19 protein-coding genes are annotated in these 23036 nt (G+C 65.2%); 11 read left to right on the top strand and 8 right to left on the bottom strand.

Annotated features, from left to right (window positions below; translation table 11 throughout):
- Position 1: 1 nt before the first annotated feature.
- Complete coding sequence (locus ACM43_RS05340; RefSeq protein WP_271538649.1) at positions 2-232, bottom strand: hypothetical protein; 231 nt, start codon at positions 230-232, stop codon at positions 2-4.
- Positions 233-342: 110 nt separating this feature from the next.
- Here ACM43_RS05340 and ACM43_RS05335 point away from each other — a divergent pair, with 110 nt between their 5' ends.
- Positions 343-642, top strand: coding sequence for a hypothetical protein (locus ACM43_RS05335; protein ID WP_271538647.1), 300 nt, complete (start codon positions 343-345; stop codon positions 640-642).
- A gap of 5 nt (positions 643-647) precedes the next feature.
- Here the strand turns inward: ACM43_RS05335 and mobA are convergent, their stop codons facing one another.
- Together mobA and fdhD are read right to left on the bottom strand one after the other, a co-directional pair.
- A complete protein-coding gene (gene mobA, locus ACM43_RS05330; RefSeq protein ID WP_271538645.1) occupies positions 648-1304 on the bottom strand; it encodes a molybdenum cofactor guanylyltransferase MobA in 657 nt (218 codons plus the stop codon).
- Positions 1285-2175 (bottom strand): formate dehydrogenase accessory sulfurtransferase FdhD, encoded by an 891-nt coding sequence (gene fdhD / locus ACM43_RS05325; protein WP_036026616.1) that lies wholly within the window; start codon positions 2173-2175, stop codon positions 1285-1287. Before fdhD ends, mobA begins: the two co-directional genes overlap by 20 nt.
- A 209-nt stretch (positions 2176-2384) precedes the next feature.
- Between fdhD and mobB the strand changes: the two genes are divergently transcribed.
- The 7 genes from mobB to ACM43_RS05290 all read left to right on the top strand — a co-directional run bounded on the left by mobB (position 2385) and on the right by ACM43_RS05290 (position 10998).
- Positions 2385-2912 carry a molybdopterin-guanine dinucleotide biosynthesis protein B gene (mobB, locus tag ACM43_RS05320; RefSeq protein ID WP_271538640.1) on the top strand — a complete coding sequence of 176 codons (528 nt, stop codon included), beginning with the start codon at positions 2385-2387 and terminating at the stop codon, positions 2910-2912.
- Positions 2913-2921: 9 nt separating this feature from the next.
- Positions 2922-4178 (top strand): molybdopterin molybdotransferase MoeA, encoded by a 1257-nt coding sequence (locus ACM43_RS05315; RefSeq protein ID WP_271538638.1) that lies wholly within the window; start codon positions 2922-2924, stop codon positions 4176-4178.
- A gap of 47 nt (positions 4179-4225) precedes the next feature.
- On the top strand, positions 4226-4459 hold the full coding sequence (locus ACM43_RS05310; RefSeq protein WP_036011410.1) for a sulfurtransferase TusA family protein: 234 nt from the start codon (positions 4226-4228) through the stop codon (positions 4457-4459).
- Between the two features lie 268 nt (positions 4460-4727).
- A complete protein-coding gene (locus ACM43_RS05305; RefSeq protein ID WP_271538636.1) occupies positions 4728-6434 on the top strand; it encodes an NADH-ubiquinone oxidoreductase-F iron-sulfur binding region domain-containing protein in 1707 nt (568 codons plus the stop codon).
- Entirely contained in the window at positions 6431-9199 is a 2769-nt protein-coding gene (gene fdhF / locus ACM43_RS05300) for a formate dehydrogenase subunit alpha (RefSeq protein ID WP_271538634.1), read from the top strand. The genes ACM43_RS05305 and fdhF overlap by 4 nt, the downstream gene beginning before the upstream one ends.
- Positions 9200-9425: 226 nt before the next feature.
- Complete coding sequence (gene ybaK / locus ACM43_RS05295; protein ID WP_157285465.1) at positions 9426-9899, top strand: Cys-tRNA(Pro) deacylase; 474 nt, start codon at positions 9426-9428, stop codon at positions 9897-9899.
- Between the two features lie 19 nt (positions 9900-9918).
- Complete coding sequence (locus ACM43_RS05290; protein ID WP_271538630.1) at positions 9919-10998, top strand: HupE/UreJ family protein; 1080 nt, start codon at positions 9919-9921, stop codon at positions 10996-10998.
- A 17-nt stretch (positions 10999-11015) separates the two neighbouring features.
- Here ACM43_RS05290 and ACM43_RS05285 read toward each other — a convergent pair whose 3' ends face one another.
- On the bottom strand, positions 11016-11693 hold the full coding sequence (locus ACM43_RS05285; RefSeq protein ID WP_271538628.1) for a GntR family transcriptional regulator: 678 nt from the start codon (positions 11691-11693) through the stop codon (positions 11016-11018).
- Positions 11694-11833: 140 nt separating this feature from the next.
- Here ACM43_RS05285 and tcuA point away from each other — a divergent pair, with 140 nt between their 5' ends.
- Together tcuA and tcuB are read left to right on the top strand one after the other, a co-directional pair.
- Positions 11834-13225, top strand: a complete 1392-nt coding sequence (gene tcuA, locus ACM43_RS05280; RefSeq protein ID WP_271538626.1) for an FAD-dependent tricarballylate dehydrogenase TcuA — start codon at positions 11834-11836, stop codon at positions 13223-13225.
- Positions 13212-14312: a tricarballylate utilization 4Fe-4S protein TcuB gene (gene tcuB, locus ACM43_RS05275; RefSeq protein ID WP_271538624.1), complete on the top strand. Its 1101-nt coding sequence runs from the start codon at positions 13212-13214 to the stop codon at positions 14310-14312. The genes tcuA and tcuB overlap by 14 nt, the downstream gene beginning before the upstream one ends.
- Before the next feature lie 27 nt (positions 14313-14339).
- Here the strand turns inward: tcuB and ACM43_RS05270 are convergent, their stop codons facing one another.
- Complete coding sequence (locus ACM43_RS05270; RefSeq protein WP_271538622.1) at positions 14340-17744, bottom strand: acyl-[ACP]--phospholipid O-acyltransferase; 3405 nt, start codon at positions 17742-17744, stop codon at positions 14340-14342.
- Positions 17745-18406: 662 nt separating this feature from the next.
- Between ACM43_RS05270 and ACM43_RS05265 the strand changes: the two genes are divergently transcribed.
- Positions 18407-19027 (top strand): TetR/AcrR family transcriptional regulator, encoded by a 621-nt coding sequence (locus ACM43_RS05265; RefSeq protein ID WP_271538845.1) that lies wholly within the window; start codon positions 18407-18409, stop codon positions 19025-19027.
- A gap of 8 nt (positions 19028-19035) precedes the next feature.
- Here ACM43_RS05265 and ACM43_RS05260 read toward each other — a convergent pair whose 3' ends face one another.
- The 3 genes from ACM43_RS05260 to ACM43_RS05250 form a co-directional block, all read right to left on the bottom strand.
- On the bottom strand, positions 19036-20349 hold the full coding sequence (locus tag ACM43_RS05260; protein WP_225139044.1) for a GGDEF domain-containing protein: 1314 nt from the start codon (positions 20347-20349) through the stop codon (positions 19036-19038).
- 327 nt (positions 20350-20676) lie between these two features.
- Positions 20677-21981: a nicotinate phosphoribosyltransferase gene (pncB, locus tag ACM43_RS05255; RefSeq protein WP_271538619.1), complete on the bottom strand. Its 1305-nt coding sequence runs from the start codon at positions 21979-21981 to the stop codon at positions 20677-20679.
- Between the two features lie 99 nt (positions 21982-22080).
- Positions 22081-23010 (bottom strand): LysR family transcriptional regulator, encoded by a 930-nt coding sequence (locus ACM43_RS05250; protein ID WP_271538617.1) that lies wholly within the window; start codon positions 23008-23010, stop codon positions 22081-22083.
- Positions 23011-23036 lie beyond the last annotated feature (26 nt).

Raw genomic sequence — 23036 nt, 5'->3', positions numbered from 1 at the left:
GCTAGGATGCCTGGTCGGTACGGCTGGCCGCCTGAGCGGCCTGCTCCCGCTTGCGTTCACGATCCTCGGCCTCGGCAAGCGCGCGCCGCGCGGCGGGCGGCAGCGGCTTTGGATCCGGCGGCACCTCGACGATGTCAGGCTTGCTCAGCTGTCTCGTGCGATCGAGCGTCTCGGAGAGATCGAAGACGAAATCGACGAATTCGAAGATCGTATTCAAGAGAGGGGCGGCCATGGCTTCGTCCGGGGAATGTCCAGACCTGTGGTCGCTCCCGTTCCAGGTCCGGTTCAAGACGTCATGAACTTGGGAGGCCGCCGCAGCGACCAAGGAACATGAGCCAGGTCATGACCGCATCGACGCCCCTCAATTTCCGCAAGATCGCTGCTCTCGTCGCGGCGGCCGGCACACTGTTCTGGCTCTACACCTTCCATTACATCGCGAATGTCCCGCCCGGAGACGGCAGCGGCTTTCAATGGCTCGCGGTGTTTCCGCTGGGCATGGTCTTCGGGACGTTCTTCCTGCCGGCCTGGGTGCTGGTTGCGATCGGCCGTTTGCCGCGCTTCACCACTGCCGTCGGCATTTGCGGCCTGATCGCCTTCGCGATCATCTGGGCGCAGCTCCTCAACGAGTTTCCGAAATCATAGAGTCGCTAGGATGCGGCATCCAGCGCCGCCAGCCGCTCGGCCTCGGCAATGTCCTCGACCGTGTTGGCATTGAAGAACGGATCGAGCGGCTCGTTCGGCCAGGTCACCGTTGCGAGCGGATAGCGCGCGGTCCAGCGGTCGATCTTGCGGAGGTCTTCGTCCACGAGCGCGTGGCGCAGCTCCTCGCGCAAGGCGACGCGCCACAGGCCGATCACCGGATGCGACTGCTCGCCTGAGGCTGCGACCGCAAGCTGCGCATTCTCACGCGCGCGCGCCTCATGCAGCTGCGCGACGAGGTCGCGCGGCAGGAACGGGCAATCGCCGGCGGCGCTGAGCACCCATTCGATCTGCGGCCGGTTCGCCGCGGCCCAGTCGAGCGCCGCGAGGATGCCGGCCAGGGGACCGGGGAAGCCGGGCACGTCGTCGGCGACGACCTGCAGGCTGAACGCGGCAAAGCGGGCGGGATCGCCGTTGGCGTTGAGGATCAGTCCGCTGCACTGGGGCGCAAGGCGCGCGATCACGCGTTCCAGAATGGTGCGGCCGCCGATGGTGCGCATCGGCTTGTCGCCGCCGCCCATGCGCCGCGCGAGCCCACCGGCGAGCAGCACGCCGAGAGTCGGCGGAACACGCGCCGCGGAAATGTCAGTCGTCACCGCCTTCACCCTTGCGCTTGTGCTTGGCCGATTCCTCCTCGACATAAGCGAGGTTCTGGTCGTAGACGATACGCTCTTCGCCTGCGAGCACGATGAAGCGTTTGCCCCGGGTGCGTCCGACCAGCGTCAGGCCGACCTGCCTTGCGAGATCGACACCCCAGGCGGTGAAGCCGGAGCGCGACACCAGGATCGGAATGCCCATGCGCACCGTCTTGATCACCATCTCCGAGGTGAGGCGCCCCGTGGTGTAGAGGATCTTGTCGGACGCGTCGACGCCGTGGCGGTACATCCAGCCCGCGATCTTGTCGACGGCGTTGTGGCGGCCGACATCCTCGGTGTAGCAGAGCGGGGTGCCTTCCTTGCACAGCACACAGCCGTGGATCGCGCCGGCCTCCAGATAAAGCGAGGGCATGGTGTTGATGGTCTGCGTCATCTGGTAGAGCCAGGAGGTGCGCAGCTCCGCCTTGGGCAGCGCGACGCTCTCGACCGCCTCCAAGAGGTCGCCGAAGGCGGTGCCCTGCGCGCAGCCGGAGGTCTGCGTGCGCTTCTTCAGCTTGGCTTCGAAATTGGTGTGGTGTGAGGTGCGCACGACGACCACCTGGAGGTCGTCGTCGTACTCGACCTCGGTGACCACGTCGTTATATTTCAGCATGTTCTGGTTCAGCAGATAGCCGAGCGCCAGATATTCCGGATAGTCGCCGATCGTCATCATGGTGACGATCTCCTGCGCGTTCAGATAGAGCGTCAGCGGCCGCTCCATCGGCACCTTGATCTCGACCCTGGCGCCGGTCTGGTCGGTGCCGGTCACGCTCTGGGTCAGGCGCGGGTCGTCCGGATTGGGGACGATCAGGGGCACCGGGGCTTTGTCGATCTTCATCATGGCGGCGAGGTTAGCATGACATTCGGGTCAAGCCGATATAAGCATGGCGGGGAGAGAGCGAAATGCCGCCTTGTCGTCATTGCGAGCGCAGCGAAGCAATCCAGGATCTTTCCGCAGCGGCAGTCTGGATTGCTTCGCTCCGCTCGCAATGACGGGGAGGGGATGGTGGTTCCATCGGCGAGCGCTGGTTGCTGGAAAAGAGAGCTGGAATGAAAGTCATCGGCCTTGCAGGCTGGAGCGGTGCGGGCAAGACCACGCTGTTGACGCGGCTGATCCCGCATTTCCACGCGCAGGGCCTGCGCGTCTCCGTGATCAAGCATGCGCATCACCAGTTCGACGTCGACGTGCCCGGCAAGGATTCCTGGCGCCATCGCGAGGCCGGCGCGGCGGAGGTTCTGGTGGCCTCGTCGAAACGCTGGGCGCTGATGCATGAGCTGCGCGGGGCGGCGGAGCCGCGGCTGCCGGAGCTGCTCGACAAGCTCTCTGCGGTCGATCTCGTCGTGGTCGAGGGATTCAAGCGCGAGCCGCACCGCAAGATCGAGGTGCATCGTGCCGCCAACGGCAAGCCGCTGCTGTTTCCGGACGATGCCGGAATTGCCGGGATTGCGACCGACGTCGCGATTGACACGAGGCTCCCGACTGTCCATCTCGACGATATCGAAGGCGCCGCGGCATTGATGCTACGGGCGGCGATGCCGGTCGAGGAAGCGGTAGCAAGAAGCGCCGCGACACGCTGACGAGGCACCATGGCGCAACTGTCGGACGATTGCTTTGCCTTTGGCGGCCCGATGATGTCGGTCGACGAAGCCGTCGACCTCATCACGACGCGCGTCAACGCCATCGTCGATCTCGAGACGGTGGCGCTGGTCGATGCCGACGGGCGCGTGCTCGCGCGCGATGTGGCCGCGCCTTTGCCGCTGCCGCCGTTCACCAACTCCGCCGTTGACGGTTACGCCGTGCGCAATGCCGACCTACCGGCAAGCGCAGAGCAGGCCTTCCCGCTTGACGGCCGCATCCAGGCCGGCGGCCTTGCGCAAGCGCCGATCAAGCCCGGCCACACCGCGCGCATTTTCACCGGCGCCCCGATGCCGCCGGATGCGGAGACCGTCTTCATGCAGGAGGACGTCCGCATCGATGCTTCAGGCAGGATCGTGCTGCCGCCGGGGCTGAAGCCCGGCGCAAATGTGCGGCCTGCAGGCGAGGACATTCCCCAAGGTCAGGTCGCGCTGCGCGCCGGCCAGCGCCTGCGGCCGCAGCACGTCGCCCTTGCCGCCGCGTTCGGCCTGGCGAAGCTCGACGTCGTCAGGCGCATCCGTGTCGCCGTGTTTTCGACCGGCGACGAGCTCGCCTCGCCCGGCGAGCCGCGCGCCGCCTCGCAATTGTTCGATTCCAATCGCTTCATGCTGATGGCGATGCTGCGGCGGCTCGGCTGCGAGGTCAGCGATCTCGGCATTCTGCGCGATGAGCGAGCGTCGCTGGCGTGCGGCCTGAAGCAGGTCGCAGGCGACCATGACCTGATCCTCACCACTGGAGGCGTCTCGACCGGCGAGGAGGATCACGTCAAGGCGGCGGTGGAGAGCATCGGCTCGCTGGTGCTGTGGCGGATGGCGATCAAGCCCGGTCGTCCCGTGGCGATGGGCATCATCGACGGCACACCGCTGATCGGACTGCCCGGCAATCCCGTCGCGAGCTTCGTGACATTCGTCCACGTGGTGCGCCCGACGGTGTTGGCGCTGGCGGGCGCCTTGCCGGAGCCGCTCTTGGCGATCCCGCTGCGCGCGGCGTTCACCTACAAGAAGAAGTCCGGCCGGCGTGAATATGTGCGCGCCTCGCTGCGGCGCGCGCAGGACGGCGGGCTCGAGGCGATCAAGTTCCCGCGCGAAGGGGCAGGGCTCCTATCCTCGCTGGTCGAGACCGATGGCCTCGTCGAACTCGGCGAGGACATCACGAATGTCGAGCCGGGGCAGGACGTCGGCTTCCTGCCCTATGCCAGCCTTATCTGACGCCTCCTGCCGTTGACGCAGCCGCTCCGCCTCGCCATGGTGCGGCCATGACCAGGACGACACTCGATCTCACCGGGCTGAAATGCCCGTTGCCGGCCCTCAAGACGCGCAAGGCGCTCAAGCCGCTCAAGGCAGGCGACCAGCTCGAAGTTCACTGCACCGATCCACTCTCGGTGATCGATATTCCCAATCTAATCCGCGAGACCGGCGACAAGGTCGAGATCACCGAGCGCAACGAGGCGCGCATCGTGTTCCTGGTCGAAAAGAGCGACGCCCCGTAGAACGGGGAATGTTCACGGCGGCGGCCTTTGCGCTCCCGCCGCGCCTCAAGCGAAGTCGATAGGACTTCGCTATCGCAGCATGAGACGCCTTTATTGATCTCCCGGCCAATTCGGGCTTGGCTCGGCCTTGCTCAAGAACGCAGGGCCGTGCTGGGCTCCGTTGAGCCGTGCAGCGTAACCACTTCCGCCAGCGTGATAATTTTCTTGGCATCTGGCATGCCAAGGGATAGAAGTGGAGTCCTGATAAGGACGAGATCGAGACGAAGCGATGAGCCACGAGGACGTGCACAAGGTCCGCTCCTTCGAGCATCCCGGTGAGGGACGCCGACGCGCCAAGGCGACTCCCAAGGGGCGGCAGGTCGATCCCACGGCCGCGCACGAGATCGAGCTGTTGCTCGGCGACAGGCCGCGACGACGCGATCTGTTGATCGAATATCTGCACCTGATCCAGGACAAGTATCACCAGATCTCGGCGGCGCATCTGGCCGCGCTCGCCGACGAGATGAAGCTCGCCTTCGCCGAGGTGTTCGAGACGGCGACCTTCTACGCGCATTTCGACGTGGTGAAGGAAGGCGAGCCCGACATTCCCCCGCTGACGATCCGCGTCTGCGATTCGCTCACCTGCGCGATGCTTGGCGGCGAGAACCTGCTCGAAGATCTGCAGAGCGCGTCAGGTCCCGGCATCCGCGTCGTGCGCGCGCCCTGCGTTGGCCGCTGCGACACAGCGCCGGCCGCCGAGGTCGGGCACAATTTCGTCGACCACGCGACCGTCGCCGATGTGATGGCGGCGGCAAAGGCCGGCGATACTCATACGCATCTGCCCAAGTATACCGAGTACGATTCCTACGTTGCCGGTGGCGGCTACAAGCTGCTCAATCGTCTGCGCTCCGGCGAATTGTCGAAGGACGATCTCCTGAAAGCGCTCGACGACGCTTCGCTGCGCGGCCTTGGCGGCGCCGGCTTCCCCACCGGGCGCAAATGGCGCGCCGTGCTCGGCGAGCCCGGACCGCGGCTGATGGCGATCAACGGCGACGAGGGTGAGCCCGGCACGTTCAAGGACCGCTATTACCTCGAAACCGATCCGCATCGCTTCATCGAGGGCATGCTGATCGGCGCCCACGTGGTGCAGGCTTCCGACGTCTACATCTATCTGCGCGACGAATATCCGGCCTCGCGCGAGATCCTCCAGCGCGAGATCGCCAAGCTTCCGCCGGGCGGCCCGACGCTGCATCTGCGGCGCGGCGCCGGCGCTTACATCTGCGGCGAGGAATCCTCGCTGCTGGAGAGCATCGAGGGCAAGCGCGGCCTGCCCCGGCACAAGCCGCCTTACCCGTTCCAGGTTGGCCTGTTCGGCCTGCCGACGCTGATCAACAATATCGAGACGCTGTGGTGGGTGCGCGACATCGTCGAGAAGGGTGCCGATTGGTGGAAGGGCCATGGCCGCCACGAGCGTCACGGCCTGCGCAGCTTCTCGGTCTCGGGCCGCGTCAAGAATCCCGGCATGAAGCTCGCGCCCGCGGGCATCACCGTGCGCGAGCTGATCGAGGAATATTGCGGCGGCATGGCCGACGGCCACCAGTTCTACGCCTATCTGCCGGGCGGTGCGTCTGGCGGCATTTTGCCTGCAGCGATGGACGACATCCCGCTCGATTTCGGCACGCTGGAGAAATACGGCTGCTTCATCGGCTCGGCTGCGATCGTGATCCTGTCGCACAAGGACAGCGTGCGGTCGGCCGCACTGAACCTGATGAAGTTCTTCGAGGACGAGAGCTGCGGCCAGTGCACGCCGTGCCGCGTCGGCACCCAGAAGGCGGCGCTGCTGATGCAAAGGCCGGTCTGGAACCGTGCCTTGCTGGAAGAATTGAGCCAGGCGATGCGCGATGCCTCGATCTGCGGGCTCGGACAGGCGGCATCGAATCCGCTGTCTTCCGTGATCAAATATTTCCCTGACGAGTTCAAGGAAGCGGCCGAATGACCAAGATTAAGTTCGAACTCGATGGCAAGCAGGTCGAGGCCAAGCCCGGCGAGACCATCTGGCAGGTCGCAAAGCGGCAGGGCCGCGACATTCCGCACCTCTGCTATTCGCCGGCGCCGGACTATCGCCCCGACGGCAATTGCCGCGCCTGCATGGTCGAGATCGAGGGCGAGCGCGTGCTCGCCGCGTCCTGCAAGCGCACGCCGTCGGTCGGCATGAAGGTGAAGACCGAGAGCGCTCGCGCGACTGCTGCGCAGAAGATGGTGATGGAGCTGCTGGTCGCAGACCAGCCGGCGCGCGAAACTAGCCACGATCCGGAGTCGAAATTCTGGCACTGGGCCGAGACCACTGGCGTCACCGAGAGCCGCTTTCCCGCCGCCGAGCGCTGGGCCACTGATGCCAGCCATCCGGCGATGCGCGTCAATCTCGATGCCTGCATCCAGTGCGGCCTGTGCGTGCGCGCCTGCCGTGAGGTCCAGGTCAACGACGTCATCGGCATGGCCTATCGCAATGCCGGCGCCAAGATCGTGTTCGACTTCGACGATCCCATGGGCGAGTCGACCTGCGTGGCCTGCGGCGAATGCGTGCAGGCCTGCCCGACCGGCGCCTTGATGCCGGCCGTGATGCTCGACGACAAGCAGACCCGCGTCACCTATGCCGACAAGAAAGTGGATTCGCTCTGCCCGTTCTGCGGCGTCGGCTGCCAGGTCACCTATGAGGTCAAGGACGAGAAGGTGATCTATGCGGAAGGCCGCGACGGCCCCGCCAATCACAATCGCCTCTGTGTGAAGGGGCGTTTCGGCTTCGACTACATCCACCATCCGCATCGCCTGACGAAGCCGCTGGTGCGGCTGCCGAACGCGAAGAAGGACGCCAACGACCAGGTCGATCCGGCCAATCCGTTCACGCATTTCCGCGAGGCGAGCTGGGAGGAAGCGCTCGACATCGCCGCCAAGGGCCTCGTCAAGATCCGCGACGAGAAGGGCGTGAAAGCGCTGGCCGGCTTCGGTTCGGCCAAGGGCTCGAACGAAGAGGCCTATCTGTTCCAGAAGCTGGTGCGCACCGGCTTCGGCTCCAACAACGTCGACCACTGCACGCGTCTTTGTCACGCTTCGTCGGTGGCGGCGCTGTTCGAAGGCCTCAGCTCGGGCGCGGTGTCGGCACCGTTCTCTGCTGCCATGGACGCCGAGGTCATCATCGTGATCGGCGCCAATCCGACGGTGAACCATCCGGTTGCGGCGACGTTCATCAAGAACGCGGTCAAGCAGAACGGCGCAAAACTGTTCGTGATGGATCCGCGCCGGCAGTCGCTGTCGCGGCATGCGACCAAGCATCTGCAGTTCAAGCCGGGGTCCGACGTCGCGATGCTGAACGCGATGATCAACACGATCATCACCGAAGGCCTGACCGACGACCAGTACATCGCCGGCTACACCGAGGGTTTTGAGGACCTCAAGGAGAAGATCAAGGAGTTCACGCCGGAGAAGATGGAGCCGATCTGCGGCGTCCCGGCGCAGACCTTGCGCGAGGTGGCGCGCACCTATGCGCGCGCGAAATCGTCGATCATCTTCTGGGGTATGGGCATCAGCCAGCACGTCCATGGCACCGACAATGCACGCTGCCTGATTGCGCTCGCGCTGATCACCGGTCAGGTCGGCCGTCCCGGCACCGGCCTGCATCCGCTGCGCGGCCAGAACAACGTGCAGGGCGCTTCCGATGCCGGCCTGATCCCGATGTTCCTGCCGGACTACCAGCCGGTGGGGCGCGATGATTTGCGCGGCAGCTTCGAAAAGCTCTGGCAGCAGGATCTCGATCCCGTCCGCGGCCTGACCGTGGTCGAGATCATGAACGCGATCCATGCGGGCGAGATCAAGGGCATGTATATCGAGGGCGAGAATCCCGCAATGTCCGATCCCGATTTGCAGCACGCGCGCCAGGCGCTTGCAATGCTAGATCATCTCGTGGTGCAGGACCTCTTCGTCACGGAGACTGCTTTCCATGCCGACGTGATCCTGCCGGCCTCGGCCTTCGCCGAGAAGGACGGCTCCTTCACCAACACCGATCGCCGCGTGCAGCTGGCGCGTCAGGTGATCAAGCCGCCCGGCGATGCGCGCCAGGATCTCTGGATCATCCAGGAGATCGGCAAGCGCATGGGCTTGCCGTGGAACTATGCCGGACCCGGCGACGTCTTCACCGAGATGGCAGAGCTGATGCCGTCGCTGAAGAACATCACCTGGGAGCGGCTGGTGCGCGAAGGCGCGGTGACCTATCCGGTCGACGATCCGAACAAGCCCGGCAACGAGATCATCTTCACCACGGGCTTCCCGACTGCGAGCGGCCGCGGCAAGATCGTGCCGGCCAAGGTCATCCCGCCGGACGAGATTCCCGACGACGAATATCCGATGGTGCTCTCGACCGGCCGCGTGCTGGAGCACTGGCACACCGGCTCGATGACGCGCCGCGCCCAGGTGCTCGACCAGATCGAGCCCGAGGCGGTCGCGTTCATGTCGCCAAAGGACATGCGCAACAAGAAGCTGGTGCCCGGCGATTTCATTCGCCTGGAGACCCGCCGCGGCGCCGTCGAGGTCAAGGTCCGCTCCGACCGCGACGTGCCGGAGAACATGGTGTTCATGCCGTTCTGCTACGCCGAGGCGGCGGCGAACCTGCTCACCAACCCGGCGCTGGACCCGTTCGGCAAGATCCCGGAGTTCAAGTTCTGCGCAGCGCGGGCCGAGCGCGCCGAGATGCGGGACGCCGCGGAATAAGGGGATGCCTCGTCATCGCGCACGAGGCTTGCCACAAAACGGGTGTCATTCCCCGCGACGGCGGGGAATCCAGTACACCGCGGCCTTTCGGTTCAATCGCAGACGTTGCGGAATACTGGATCGCCCGGTCAAGCCGGGCGATGACAGCTATTGCGGTGCTAGGTTGTCCCACACAGTCGATGCTTCGTTGCTTCGCTCCTCGCAATGACGGTGGTAAATACCGTCCATGTCCAAAGTCACCCCCGCCACACGCGCACTCGCGGCCGCCGGTGTTGCCTTCACCGTTCACACCTATGACTATGATCCCGACGCCGAGAGCATCGGGCTCCAGGCGGCGGCCGCGCTCGGCGAGGACCCGGCGCGCGTCCTGAAGACGCTGATGGCGCTGGTCGACGGCAAGCCGGTCTGCGTGGTCGTGCCGTCCGACCAGGAAGTCTCGATGAAGAAGCTGGCGGCGGCGGCGAGCGGCAAGTCGGCGCAGATGATGAAGCCGCCCGAGGCCGAGCGCGTCACCGGCTACAAGGTCGGCGGCATCAGCCCGTTCGGGCAGCGCAAGCCTGTGCGCACCGTGATCGAGCAGAGCGCGCTTGCGCATGATCTCGTCTATCTCAACGGTGGCCAGCGCGGCTTGCAGGTGCGGATGAAGCCCACCGGCGTGCGGGATGTTCTGAAGGCGGTCGTGGCGGATGTGCTGGCTTGAAGGCGATGGGGGCGCGATCATGAGGTGGCCACTGTTGCTGTGGCTTCAGGTCCTGCTCTGCCTGCCGGCCGAGGCGCATCAGATCAACCTCGTGACGGCGCGCGTGGCGCTGGCCGGCGATCGCACGGTGAGCGTCGAACTGGGACTGAAGGGCAGCGATGTCGATCGCCTGGTCGGTTCGCGGATCTATGATGCGCGCCAGGACGCGGTCGATCCCGCCGCAGTCGAAGCGGCCAGGGCCACGATCCTCGACTATCTCGACAAGCACCTGGTTGTGACGGGCGGCGGCACGGCTTGCCCGCGCCCCAACGCCGCGATCCTGCCCGATGGTGACGGGGTGATCTATCGCACCAGTTTCGCTTGCGCGAACGCGCCCGGCGACATCGTCTATCGTTCCACGGTGCTGACCGAGCGGGACAAGACCGCGCGCCAGGTGGCGCTGATCGCGCAAGGAAAGTCCGAGGCGCAGGCCTTGCTCGATGCCACCACGACGACGGTCACGCTCTCCACCGCGCCGCCGTCGCTGTGGACGACGATGCAGCGCTATGTCGTCACCGGAATCGAGCACATCTTCCTCGGCTACGATCACATCGCATTTCTGGTTGCAGTCGTTTTGTGGGCGCGCAGGCTCGTTCCCGTCATCAAGATCGTCACCGCCTTCACCATCGCCCATTCGTTGACGTTGTCGCTGGCGGCGTTGAACATCCTGGTCATCCCGAGCCGCATCGTGGAGCCCGCGATTGCGGCTTCGATCGTGTTCGTCGCGGTCGAGAACTTCTTTTCGCGCGACGTCGACCGGCGCTGGCGTGTGGCTTTTCTGTTCGGCCTGATCCACGGCTTCGGCTTCGCCGGCGTGCTTCGCGAGATCGGCCTGCCGTCCGATGCGATCGTTCCAGCGCTGGCCGCCTTCAATGTCGGCGTCGAGATCGGGCAGATCGCGATCGTCGCGCTGATGTTGCCGGCGCTCGGCTTGTTGGACAGGCTGACCGCGGTCGGCCGGGAGGAGCCGGCGCGGGCGGCGGGGCTGGTGTACGCCATGTCCGGCGGGATCGGTCTTCTCGGCGGATATTGGCTCCTGATACGTGTGTTCGAGGCGTGATCGCGTCGGCGATCGGCTTATTGCTTCTGCAACAATTTCAGCCGGCAGCGCAGCGCCTCGCGAATATGCGCGCGAGCGAGCTGCTCGGCCTTGTCGCCGTCGCGCGCGGCGATGGCTGCAATGATCGCCTGATGCTCGCCATGGCTCGTCCTGGGGCGGCCAGTGACCGTGAACGTGGTCGGGCCGAGCAGGGCGATCCAGTCCTGCAATTCCCGCGAGGCGTTGTCGAGATAGCGGTTGCGCGCCGCGCGGCAGATGGTCTCGTGGAAGCCACGGTTGAGCCTTGCCATTTCGGCGGCATCGTTCGCCTCGACGAAGGCCTGCTCGATATCGCGGAGCGCGTCGATCTCCGGCGGAGAAGCGTGCTCGGCGGCAAGGCGCGCGGCGGCGCCTTCCATGATCTCACGCATGGCGTAGAGCTCGAGCACCTCGGAGATGTCGAGATTGCGGACGATCAGCCCGCGGCCGCCGGCAGGCGCGACGAAGCCGCGCGCGGCGAGCCGGCCCAGCGCTTCCCGCACCGGCGTGCGACTGACCTTCAGCCGCCGGGCGACCTCTTCCTCACGCAGCCGGTCGCCGGCGCGGTAGCTGCCGGCCTGGAGCGCCTCGCACAGCGAGCGGAACACGGCTTCGCCGAGCGCAACGCCGCCGCCGCGTGCGATCGTTCCACTTGAGCCTTCCGGACGCCTGGCCATTATCCCTCGACGCGCATCCTGCCATGCAGAGACGCCGCTTGCACCATCAATGTATATCTTTGTATACAAAAGTGCGCAATGGCGGATTGAGGCCGATTGCGGGAAAAATGTCTCCAACTTCGCCGCATCGGGCAGACGGGATGAGCAGCAAATACGACGTGCTGGTGATCGGCGGCGGCAATGCGGCCCTGTGCGCGGCGATCAGCGCGCGGCGCGGCGGAGCGTCAGTGCTGGTGCTCGAGGCCGCACCAAAATTCTACCGCGGCGGCAACACCCGGCACACCCGCAACATGCGCTGCGCCCATGACGCCGCGACCGAAATCCTGACTGGACCCTATACCGAGGAGGAGTTCTGGGAGGACCTGCTGCGCGTCACCGGCGGGCAAACCGACGAGGTGCTGGCGCGCCATATGATCCGCGAATCCAAGGACATCCTGAACTGGATCGTGGAGCAGGGCGTGCGTTGGCAGCCTTCGCTGGGCGGCACGCTCGGCCTCGGCCGCACCAATTCTTTTTTCCTCGGCGGCGGCCGGGCCATGCTGAACGCGCTGTATCTGACCGCCGAGCGGCTCGGCGTCGCCGTCGAATACGACGCCGAGGTGACCGATCTCGTGATCGAGGACGGCCTATTCCTCGCCGCGCGCCTGAAGCGGCCGATCGAGGGCGAGACCGAAATCCGTGCTACCTCGCTGGTTGCGGCGGCCGGCGGGTTCGAGGCCAACATCGAATGGCTGAAGCAATATTGGGGCGAGGCCGCCGACAACTTCCTGATCCGCGGCACGCCGTATAATCGCGGCTCCATCCTGAAGATGCTGCTCGACAAGGGCGTGCAGGAGGTCGGCGATCCCACCCAATGTCATGCGGTCGCGATCGATGCTCGCGCGCCGAAATTCGACGGCGGCATCATCACGCGGCACGACTCCGTCGTGTTCGGCATCGTCGTCAACAAGCACGCCCAGCGCTTCTACGACGAGGGCGAGGACATCTGGCCGAAGCGCTACGCGATCTGGGGCCGGCTGGTCGCGGCGCAGCCCGACCAGATCGCCTACATCATCTTCGATTCCACCGTCGTGACCAGCTTCATGCCGACGTTGTTTTCGCCTATCGCCGGGCAGACGATCGCCGAACTCGCCGGCAAGCTCGCGCTCGATCCGGTCGCGCTGGAAAAGACCATCACCGAGTTCAACGCCGCGGTGCGGCCCGGGACCTTCGACCACACCATTCTGGATGATTGCGTGACGGAGGGCATTACGCCGCCCAAAACGCATTGGGCGCGCCGGATCGAGACCCCGCCTTTTCTCGCCTATCCGGTGCGGCCCGGCATCACCTTCACCTATCTCGGCACGCGCGTGAACAAGGAGGCGCGAATGCTGATGAAGGACGGCAAGCCGTCCGCTAACATGTTCGCGGCCGGCGAGATCATGGCCGGCAATGTGCTCGGCAAGGGTTATGCGGCCGGCATGGGCATGACCATCGGCAGCGTTTTCGGGCGGATCGCAGGACGGGAAGCGGCGAAACATGCACGGAACTAGAATTTTGGACGAAGCCGACCGTCTGATGACGGTCTGCAATTCCTGCCGCTATTGCGAGGGCCTGTGCGCGGTGTTTCCGGCCATGGAGATGCGCCGCGCCTTCTCGGACGGCGATCTCAACTACCTCGCCAATCTCTGCCATTCCTGCGGCGCCTGCTATGTCGACTGCCAGTTCTCGCCGCCTCACGAATTCAACGTCAACGTCCCGAAGACGCTGGCGGTTGCGCGCGCGGAGTCCTATGCGGCCTATGCCTGGCCGCGGGCGCTCTCCGGCACATTTGCGCGCAACGGCCTCGTCATCAGCATCACCGCCGCGCTCAGCATGGCTGCCTTCATCCTCGGCTTTGTGGCCGTGAACGACCGCAGCGTGCTGTTCGGCGTGCATACCGGCCCCGGCGCCTTCTACAAGCTGATGCCGCACAACGCGATGGTCGCGCTGTTTGGCGCCGCATTCCTCTACGCGATCCTCGCACTCGTCATGAGCGTGCGCGCCTTCTGGCGCGACATCGGCACACCGATCGGCGGCCGCGCCAATGGCGGCTCGATCTTTCAGGCGGTCCGCGACGCCGGCGAGCTGCGCTACCTCCATGGCGGCGGCGTCGGCTGTTACAACGAGGACGACAAGCCGACCGACCGGCGCAAGCTCTATCACCACCTGACCTTCTACGGCTTCCTGCTCTGCTTTGCAGCGACGTCGGTGGCGACGCTCTATCACTATCTGCTCGGCCGCGAGGCGCCGTATCCGTGGTGGGACCTGCCGGTGGTGCTGGGCACGCTCGGCGGCATCGGCCTGATCGTCGGGCCCATCGGCCTGTTCGCCGCCAGGATGCGGCGCGACCCCGCGCTGCTCGACGAGTTCAGCTACGGCATGGACGTCGGCTTCATCGCCATGCTGTTCCTGACCGGCCTCACCGGCATGCTGTTGCTGGTGCTGCGCGAAACCGCCGCGATGGGATCGCTGCTCGCGCTGCATCTCGGTGCCGTGTTCGCGTTGTTCATCACCATGCCCTACGGCAAATTCGTGCACGGCCTTTATCGCTTCGCCGCGCTGGTACGCTTTGCGCAGGAGCGGCGGACGGCGGCGTGACCCGCACGCCGCCCGTCTCGCAACCTCTTACGCCACCTCGCGCTCCGGCGGGGATGCCTGCTCGCGCGCCATCGTCGTGGCCGTGACATAGTCGGTCTTGCCGGTGCCGAGCAACGGCACCTTGTCGACCACCATGATCGCAGCGGGCACGGTCAGCTCGGAGGCGCCGATCGCCTTGGCCTGGGCCTGCATCGCGCTGCGCTCGGCGTTCTTCTCGGTCGTCAGCAGCACGATGCGCTCGCCCTTGCGCTGGTCGGGGATCGACACGGCGACGGATGCCGCCTGCGGCCATAGCGACGCCGCGATGGCTTCGACTGCCGACAGCGAGACCATTTCGCCCGCGATCTTGGCAAAGCGCTTGGCGCGGCCCTTGATGGTGATGAAGCCGGCCGCGTCGATCGAGACGATATCGCCGGTGTCGTGCCAGCCGTCGGGGAGCGTTTCGAGCACGCCGGGATTTTCGGCCCTGAGGTAGCCGAGCATCACGTTCGGGCCGCGCACCGAGAGGCGTCCGCCTTCCTCGATGCCGGGGACCGGATCGAGGCGGCTTTCCATCAGCGGGGACAGGCGTCCGACGGTGCCGGGGCGGTTGGCCATCGGCGTGTTCATCGCCAGCACCGGCGCCGTCTCGGTGACGCCATAGCCTTCGAGGATGCGAATGCCGTAGCGCTCCATGAAGACCTGCCGCGTGCGGTCCTTGACCGCCTCGGCACCGGCGATGACGAGGCGCAGGGTGCGGAAGTCGTAAGCGTGCGCCGAGCGCGCATAGCCGGTCAGGAACGTATCCGTGCCGAACAGGATAGTAGCGCCGGTCTGGTAGATCAGCTCGGGCACGATCCGGTAGTGCAGCGGCGAGGGATACATGTAGATCGGAATGCCCGCCAGCATCGGCATCATCATTCCGCCCGTGAGTCCAAACGAGTGGAACACCGGCAGCACGTTGAACACCTTGTCATTGGCATTGGCGTCGACCCGCGCCAGCGCCTGCGCCGCGTTGGCGAGGATGTTGCGATGGGACAGCACCACGCCCTTCGGCGTGCCTTCCGAACCCGAGGTGAACAGCACGACGGCGGGATCGTTGGCCTGGCGGGGCACGCGCGGCATGGTGCCGGCGAGCAGGCCCTTGATCTTGTCGGCGAGGCCGATCGAGGCGCGGACGTCCTCGAGATAGACGACGCGCGCTTCCGCCGCGATCGCGGTCATCAGCTTGTCGAGCTTGCCTTTCTCGATGAAGGCCTTCGAGGTCAGCACGGTCCTGACCTGCGCGGCCTTCATCGCGGCGAGCACGTTGACCGGCCCGGCCGAGAAGTTGAGCATCGCCGGCACCCGGCCGCTGTTCTGCAGCGCCATGAAGACGACGGCAACGCCCGCGGAGTTCGGCAGCAGCACGCCGACATTCTCGCCGATTGCGGTGCCGTTCTCGAGCTTACGGCTCAGGACCTGCGCGCCGAGGATCAGCTTGCGATAGGTCAGCTTGGTGCCGAGCGCGTCCTCGATGATGACCTTGCCGGTGTCGCGGTCGCGATAGGCGTGTCCGAGTGCCTCGAACAGCGTGTGATCGAGCATGGCGTTCTTGACGAGGGCGTCGATCATGACGTCCTGCAGCGCGGCGCCGGCGGCGTTGCGGCGGGCCTTGCCCTTGAGCGTTTCGTCAACCGGAAGCTTGACCGGCGGCAGGATCGTCACGGTCACGCGCGGAAACCAGGACCGCTTGATCTGGCTGGAGTTGAGATAGCTGAGATAGGAGCGCTGCGCGCCTTCGATCCGGACCGGCACGACCACGGCGTCGGCCTTGTCCGCGATCATCGCGGTGCCGTCATACACCTTCATCAGCGAGCCGGAGACGGTGATGCGTCCCTCAGGGAAGATCACGACAGGCTCGCCCGCCGCCACCAGCTTGATCAGGTCGCGCGCAGCCAGCGGCTTGGTCGGGTCCATGGTGTAGTGCTTGACGGCGCGCAGGAACGGCTTGGCCCACCACGCCTTGGCGATGCCAGTGTCCACCGCAAAGCTCGCGTCGATCGGCAGCACGGCGTGCAACAGCGGGCCGTCGATCAGGCTGACATGGTTCGGCGCGATCAGCATGCGCGTGCCCGGAGGTGGCAGGTTTTCCAGCCCGCGCACCTCGGTCCGGAACAGGGCACGGAACAGAAGCCCGCCGGCATCGCGCACGCCTTCCTTGCCCCACTTGGTCAGCACGAACCACACCGCGCCGAAGCTGGCGAGCCCGAGGCCGAAGAAGATCCAGCCGATATGCAGACCTGCCGCCTGCAACAGCGCGACGAACAGCGAGCCGACCACCATGAAGGCAGCCTGCAGCACGTTGCCGGCGGCGATGATGCGGGCGCGCTCGGAAGGTTGCGACCAGGCCTGGACCGCGGCAAAGGACGGCACGACGAACAGGCCGCCGCCGAAGGCGAAGGCGACGAAGTCGGCCAGCATGCGCAGGCCACCGAACGAAGTCGCGAAGCCGAGCGCGGTGATGTCTTGCCCCTTGGTGGTCACGCCGATGGCGAAGGCGAGATCGAGCCCGGCAAAGCCCATGATGATGGCGCCGATCGGCACCAGCGCGAGGTTCGGGCGGACATGGCTGAGGCTGGCGGCAAACAGCGAGCCGATCGCGATGCCGATCGCGAAGATGGCAAGGCACAGCGTCACGACGCCCTCGGTGCCGCCGACCACCTCCTTGATCAGCGCCGGCAGCAGCGACAGCACGATGGCGCCGACTAGCCAGAACCAGGAAACGATCACGGTGCCGTCCCACAGGCGATGGTCGGCACGAAGCGTCCTGAGCAGGCTCACCGTCGAGGTCCAGGGATTGGCATCGACACGCAGGTCGGGAGCGGAGGGTGTTGTTTGCGGAATGCGGGCGGCGAAAGCCCAGGACAACAGCGCAAGCGCCACCACGGCGGAGGCGACCCAGCCCATATGTGCCGAGCCAGCCACGAACTGGCCGCCGGCGACCGTGCCGAGCAGGATCGCCATGAAGGTTGCGCCTTCGACCAGCGCGTTGCCGGTCGCGAGCTCGCCGAGCTCGAGCTGGTCCGGCAGCATCGCATATTTCACCGGGCCGAACAGCGCGGCGATGGTGCCGAACAGCGCGAGCGCTGCGAACAGCAGCGGCACCGAATGCAGAAAGAAGCCGGCAGCGGCGAAGCAAGCTGCAAAGATCTCGACGAATTTGAGCCGCCTTGCGACGACGGATTTGACGTACTTGTCGGCGAGCTGGCCGCCGAGCCCGGACAGGATGAAGTAGGGGAAGATGAAGACGGCGCCTGCCACCGTCACCAGGGCATCGCCGTGACTCGTCGCTGCGCTGTAAAGCAGGATGATGACGAGCGCGTTCTTGAGCACGTTGTCATTGAGCGCCGAGAAGAATTGCGCCCAGAACAGCGGCGCGAAGCGGCGTGACGACATCAATTCCCTGATCATGACTGGTCCTGTTTTGGCAAGGCAGACTGAGGTTGTTACGTTGTCTGTGAAACGTCACGACCGGAAGCATAGGGCGAACGATTGCGCGGCAACCAAGTTGCTGGCCTGCTCTGTCCCCTCGGTTCCTCCGATCCTGTTGGTCTCCAATCGGCATCGTTAGGTTCGCAAATATCCGGTCGAGGCCGGGCGGAGCGGCCTCGCTCGCCCGGATATGGCGCCGGGCGATGAAGGAAAGACTGACCCGCATCGTCGAAATCCGCCGGATCGGCCACGCCCGTCCGGACATGGTTAAGTCCATCCTTGCAGCCGGCGCTTGCATTCGAGCCGACCCGCGTGCACGTGCCTCAGGTGAGATGGGCGAGGTGGCGAAACGGCGAGAAGCGGCCGAGCAGGCTGAACCGGCGCTGCTCCTGACGCGCACGGGCACGATTGGTCCGCCACAGCCGGAAGGTCGCCCGGCGCTCGGCGAGCACACCTGCGACGTCGCAGGCATTGGCGATGCGATTGATCGGCGCCATGGCCAGCCGCAGCAGGGCCCGGCCAAAGCCGGCGACAAGGGCGGCGGCGTCATCGACGAAGGTGGTGGCGATCTCGACAGCAAGGGTTTGCATTTTCCAGGTCTCCAGGTTAAATTGAACAATGTTCACATGAGTAGCTTGAAAATGAACAATGTTCAAGAAGAATCGCGGCGCGATCAGAAAAAATTTCGCCGCCGGCTCCATATCGTCGAGATCGCCCGCGGCATCATCTCAGCTAAGGGGTTGAGATCATTGAAGGTTCGGGATGTTGCCGAGGCTGCCGGCTGCTCGGTCGGCAGCGTCTATAACGAGTTTGGCGACTTCGACGGGGTCATTCTGACGGTGAACCGGGAAACGGTTCAGGCGCTCACGGCCCGGCTCCGTGCTGTTCCTGCCGAGGATCCCGTCCGCCAGCTCTATGGGCTCGCCGAGACTTATCTCGACTTCTTCGCCGCGCACGCCAATTTGCTGCGCTCCCTGTTCGAGCATCGGATGGAGGACGATCGCCCCTATCCGGACGACATCCTCCAGATGGTGATGGATGCGTTCGCGCTGATGCATCCGCCCCTGGTGCGGCTATTGCCGGATGCGGACGACGTGAAGATCGCACTGCTGTCACGCACGCTGTTTTCCGCCGTGCATGGCATCATCTCGCTCGGCCTCGAGGAGCGCATGGTGGCCGTGCCGCCGCAGATGCTGCGCCAGCAGATCGAACAATTCGTCGACACCCATCTCGCAGGACTTGGAATTCTGCCCCTGAGGTGACGATGCCATCACCCTCGTGCAGCGACCGCTTCGCGCGGGCGTGGCGCAACGACGACAACGTCCGATCGCCCGTTCTCGACTTGAACGCGGTTGCGGCCCTTTTCCTTGGCGCGGTAACAGGCGGCATCCGCGCGCCGCATCGCATCCTCGAGCGTGATGTTGCCGTCTGCGATGCAGGCGACGCCGATGCTGGCGGTCACGGCAAAGCAACGGTCGTCCCAGGCGAAATTGAACAGCTCCAGCGACCGGCGCAGACGCTCGGCGATGTCGACGGCATCGAAGGGCGAGCATCGCGGCAGGATCAGGCCGAATTCGTCGCCGCCGAGCCGGGCCACCAGATCATGCGCATGCCGGTCCTGCTGCAGCAGGCGCGAGACCTGGCAGAGCAGGCGGTCGCCGGCGAGGTGGCCGCAACTGTCGTTGACGCTCTTGAATTGGTCGAGGTCGAGCAGGATGAGGGCGAGCGCACCCGCCGCGGCATTGTCCAGCTCGGCTTGCAGGCGCGCCTCGAAGGCGCGGCGGTTGGAGAGGCCGGTCAACCAATCATGCGATGCCTGCCAGGCCAGGCGCTCCTTCTCGGCATGCAAGGCGTCTTCGAAGGTCTGCCGTTGCCGCACCAGGCGCCGCGTATGCCAGATCAGGAGCAGGATCAGCGCCGCAGCCGTGATGATGTTGATGCCCGTCAGCGTCAGCTTGATCGCCCGGGATCCTTCGCCGAGGACGGTGGAGAATTGCTTGGCATGCACCGTGAACTGGGCATTGAGCTCCGATAGCCGCGACGACAGGAATTGCAGGCGGTCATCGTCCTGAATGGGACCTTTCTTCAGCTCGGATCGAATGACCTCGCCGAACACGCTGAGCTCCAGCAGCATGGGATCGGTGGCGGCCCATTCCCTGATTGCGTCCTGGAGGAAGCTGACGCGATTGAAATAGCGAAACAGCCAGATCAGTCCCGGGACGTCATCGGGATGGTTGCCGCCTTGCAGAAAGCCGACGCGGGCGGCCTCGACGTCGACCGGATCGCGTTCCAGCGCCCAGCGTGCGAACTCGTCGCCGATGGGGACGGCGAGTGAAGCCTGATATTGCGCGAACTGGCTCGGTTCGCCCGAATGCAGATAGAGATTGAGGAAGTAGACCGCGTTCTTCTGCGAGCGCGACCAGAGTGCTTCGCCGGCGACATAGGCGCGGACCGACGACATCACCTCGAGACTGAATCCGGCGATCGCCGCCTGCAGCACGACGACCATCACGAAAGGCGAGACGAGCTTGATGACGTGAAGGAGGTTGCCGCCCTCCGCCGACGCCGCTGTTCTGCGAAACACACCAGTCCCCAAGTCGATCGACGCGCCCTAGAGGGCGTTGCGCCTGCAACGCAAAGTAGACGAGATGGTTGCTTAACTCGACCTGAAACGCGCGAGGGATTGTGACGGAGGGTGAAGGTAATGTGACGTGGATGCGCGCAGATCGTTTCAAATGCCGCGAAATCGGAGCTGATGCGATATCGCGAACCAATGCCTCATCATTGCGAGCGCAGCGAAGCAGTCCAGCCTGCCTCCGCGGCATCATTCTGGATTGCTTCGTCGCAAGAGCTCCTCGCAATGACGACGTAGCGGCGGACGGGCGCTACGCACTCTCCGTGGACGTGTGTCCTACACCAGCACCGGCTTGCGCACGCGACCGGCGTCGCCGAACACGCGCAGATAACGCTCGATTTCCGAGGGCAGGCCGGTCGCCTTCTCCGGATTGTCGGAGAGCTTGACGGCCGGACGGCCGTCGACCGATGAGACCTTGCAGACCAGCGAGATCGGATCGAGGCTGATTGAGCCGTCCGGCGTGCAGCCGACGAAATCGTTGGTGAGGTTGGTGCCCCAGCCAAAGGAGAGCCGCACGCGCCCTGCGAAGTGGCGATAGGTGTCCTCGATCGAGCCGACGTCCATCGCGTCGGAGAAGACGAGCAGCTTGTCCTTGGGGTTGCGACCCTGCTTCTGCCACCAGGCGATGATCTCCTCGCCGGCCTGGATCGGTGGCGCGCTGTCGGGGCGGAAGCCGGTCCAATCGGCGACCCATTCCGGTGCATCGCGGAGGAAGGTCCTGGTACCGAAGGCGTCGGGCAGCGCGATCAGGAGGTTGCCGCCGTAAGTCTGACGCCACTGGTCGAGAATGCGGTAGGGCGCCCAGCGCAATTCCTCGTCGTCCCTGGCGAGCGCGGCGGCCACCATCGGCAGCTCATGCGCGTTGGTGCCGATGGCTTCGAGATCGTTGTCCATCGCGAGCAGCACGTTGGAGGTGCCGATGAAGGAGGGGCCGAGGCCTTCCTTCACCGCCTCGACGCACCAGCGCTGCCAGAGGAAGCCGTGGCGGCGACGCGTGCCGAAGTCGGAGAGCCGTAGGTTCTCGAGCCGGCGCAGCCGTTCGACCTTGGTCCACAACTTGGCCTTGGCGCGGGCGTAGAGCACGTCGAGCTCGAAGCGGCCGCGGCCCTTCATGGCCGCACGCGAACGCAGCTCGTTAAGGATCGCAAGTGCCGGAATCTCCCACATCGTGGTGTGGGTCCAGGGCCCGTGGAAATGCAGCTCGTACTGGCCCTCGACCTTGCGCAGCTCGTATTCGGGAAGGCGGAATTCCGCCAGCCAGCGGATGAAATCCGCCGAGAACATATGGGTCTTGCCGTAGAAGGTGTTGCCGGCCAGCCAGATCAGCTCCTTCTTGGTGAAGCGGATGGTGCGGGCATGGTCGAGTTGGGCGCGCAGCTCGCCCTCGTCGATGATCTCGGCAAGGCGCACATGGCGCGAGCGGTTGATGACCGAGAAGGTCACATTCTGACTCGGGTAGTCCTCCCGAATCATCTGCAACATCAATAGTTTGTAGAAGTCGGTATCGAGCAGGCTGCGGATAATGGGATCCAGCCGCCAGCTGTGATTGTAGGTCCGGTTCGCAATGTCAGTCACTGTCATGGGGGGATTTTAGCGCGGCTCCCCCTGCGCAACCAGTGGGTTTGGGAAGGGCAGTCTTGCGGAGCGCGGCGCCTGATATCAGGACATGAGAACGGCAGGTCAGAACGTGGCGGCCGTCGCCGCGACGGCCTCGAGCTGGCTCCTGACCCAGCGGTGGGCGGGGTCCTTCTGGTAGCGCTGGTGCCAGACCATGAACATCGGCAGCTCGGCCAGGGTCTTCGTGCGGGACGCCAGCGGGATCGGTGTTTGCGCAAAGCCGCGCATTACGTCGGACGCGAGCAGGCTCGGCATGCTCGCCAGCATCTGTGAGGCGCGCAGGAACGACGGGACGCCTGAGAAGCTCGGCACGGAGATCGCGATGTCGCGGTGGAGCCCGTTCGCTGCCAGCCGGCGGTCGAAGTCGAGCCGCTCATTGTCGGTATAGACCACGGTGATGTGACGCGCCGCGAGATAAGCGCTGCGGCTGGCAGGCGCGGCGCGCGCTTTGGGATCGTAGTAACAGACGTAGTGATCCCTCAGCAGCCGCTTCTGCACGATGTCGACGCCCGACGGCGGCAGCGGCGTGATCAGGAGGTCGCAGCGGTTTTCGCGCAGCATCGCGGGCGAGGGCGATTGCGAGGGGATCACGCGCAGGTTCAGGCTCTTCACTTGTGCGGCGACGCGATCGAAGAACCGCGGCAGCAGCAGGTCGCGCTGGAAGTCGTTGGCGGCGATCGTCAGCGACAGCTGGGCCTCCTCCGGCGCGAAGCTGACACCACCGGCAAAGCTGCGCATCTCGTCGATCAGCGCGCGTGCCTTGCCGGCCAGTGCCTGCGCATGGGCCGTCGCAACGATGCCACGGCCGGATTTGGCGAACAGCGGATCGCCGGCAATGCGCCGCAGCTTGTTCAGGGCGTGGCTGACGGCAGACTGGGTGAGGCCGAGCCGCGTCGCTGCCGCCGTCACCGAGCCTTCCTCCAGCACCGCCAGGAACAGCTCGAGGGCATGGCCGTCGAGGGCCAAATGATCGATTTCCTTCATGCAATTCATTATAATTCATCTATTTATCTTGAGAA

It is taken from the genome of Bradyrhizobium sp. CCBAU 45321 (genome assembly GCF_028128975.1).
In the GTDB taxonomy this organism is placed as follows: Bacteria; Pseudomonadota; Alphaproteobacteria; order Rhizobiales; family Xanthobacteraceae; genus Bradyrhizobium; species Bradyrhizobium yuanmingense.
The sequence above is the reverse complement of the archived record's forward strand: the minus strand, read 5'-3'. Positions and strand labels throughout refer to the sequence as shown.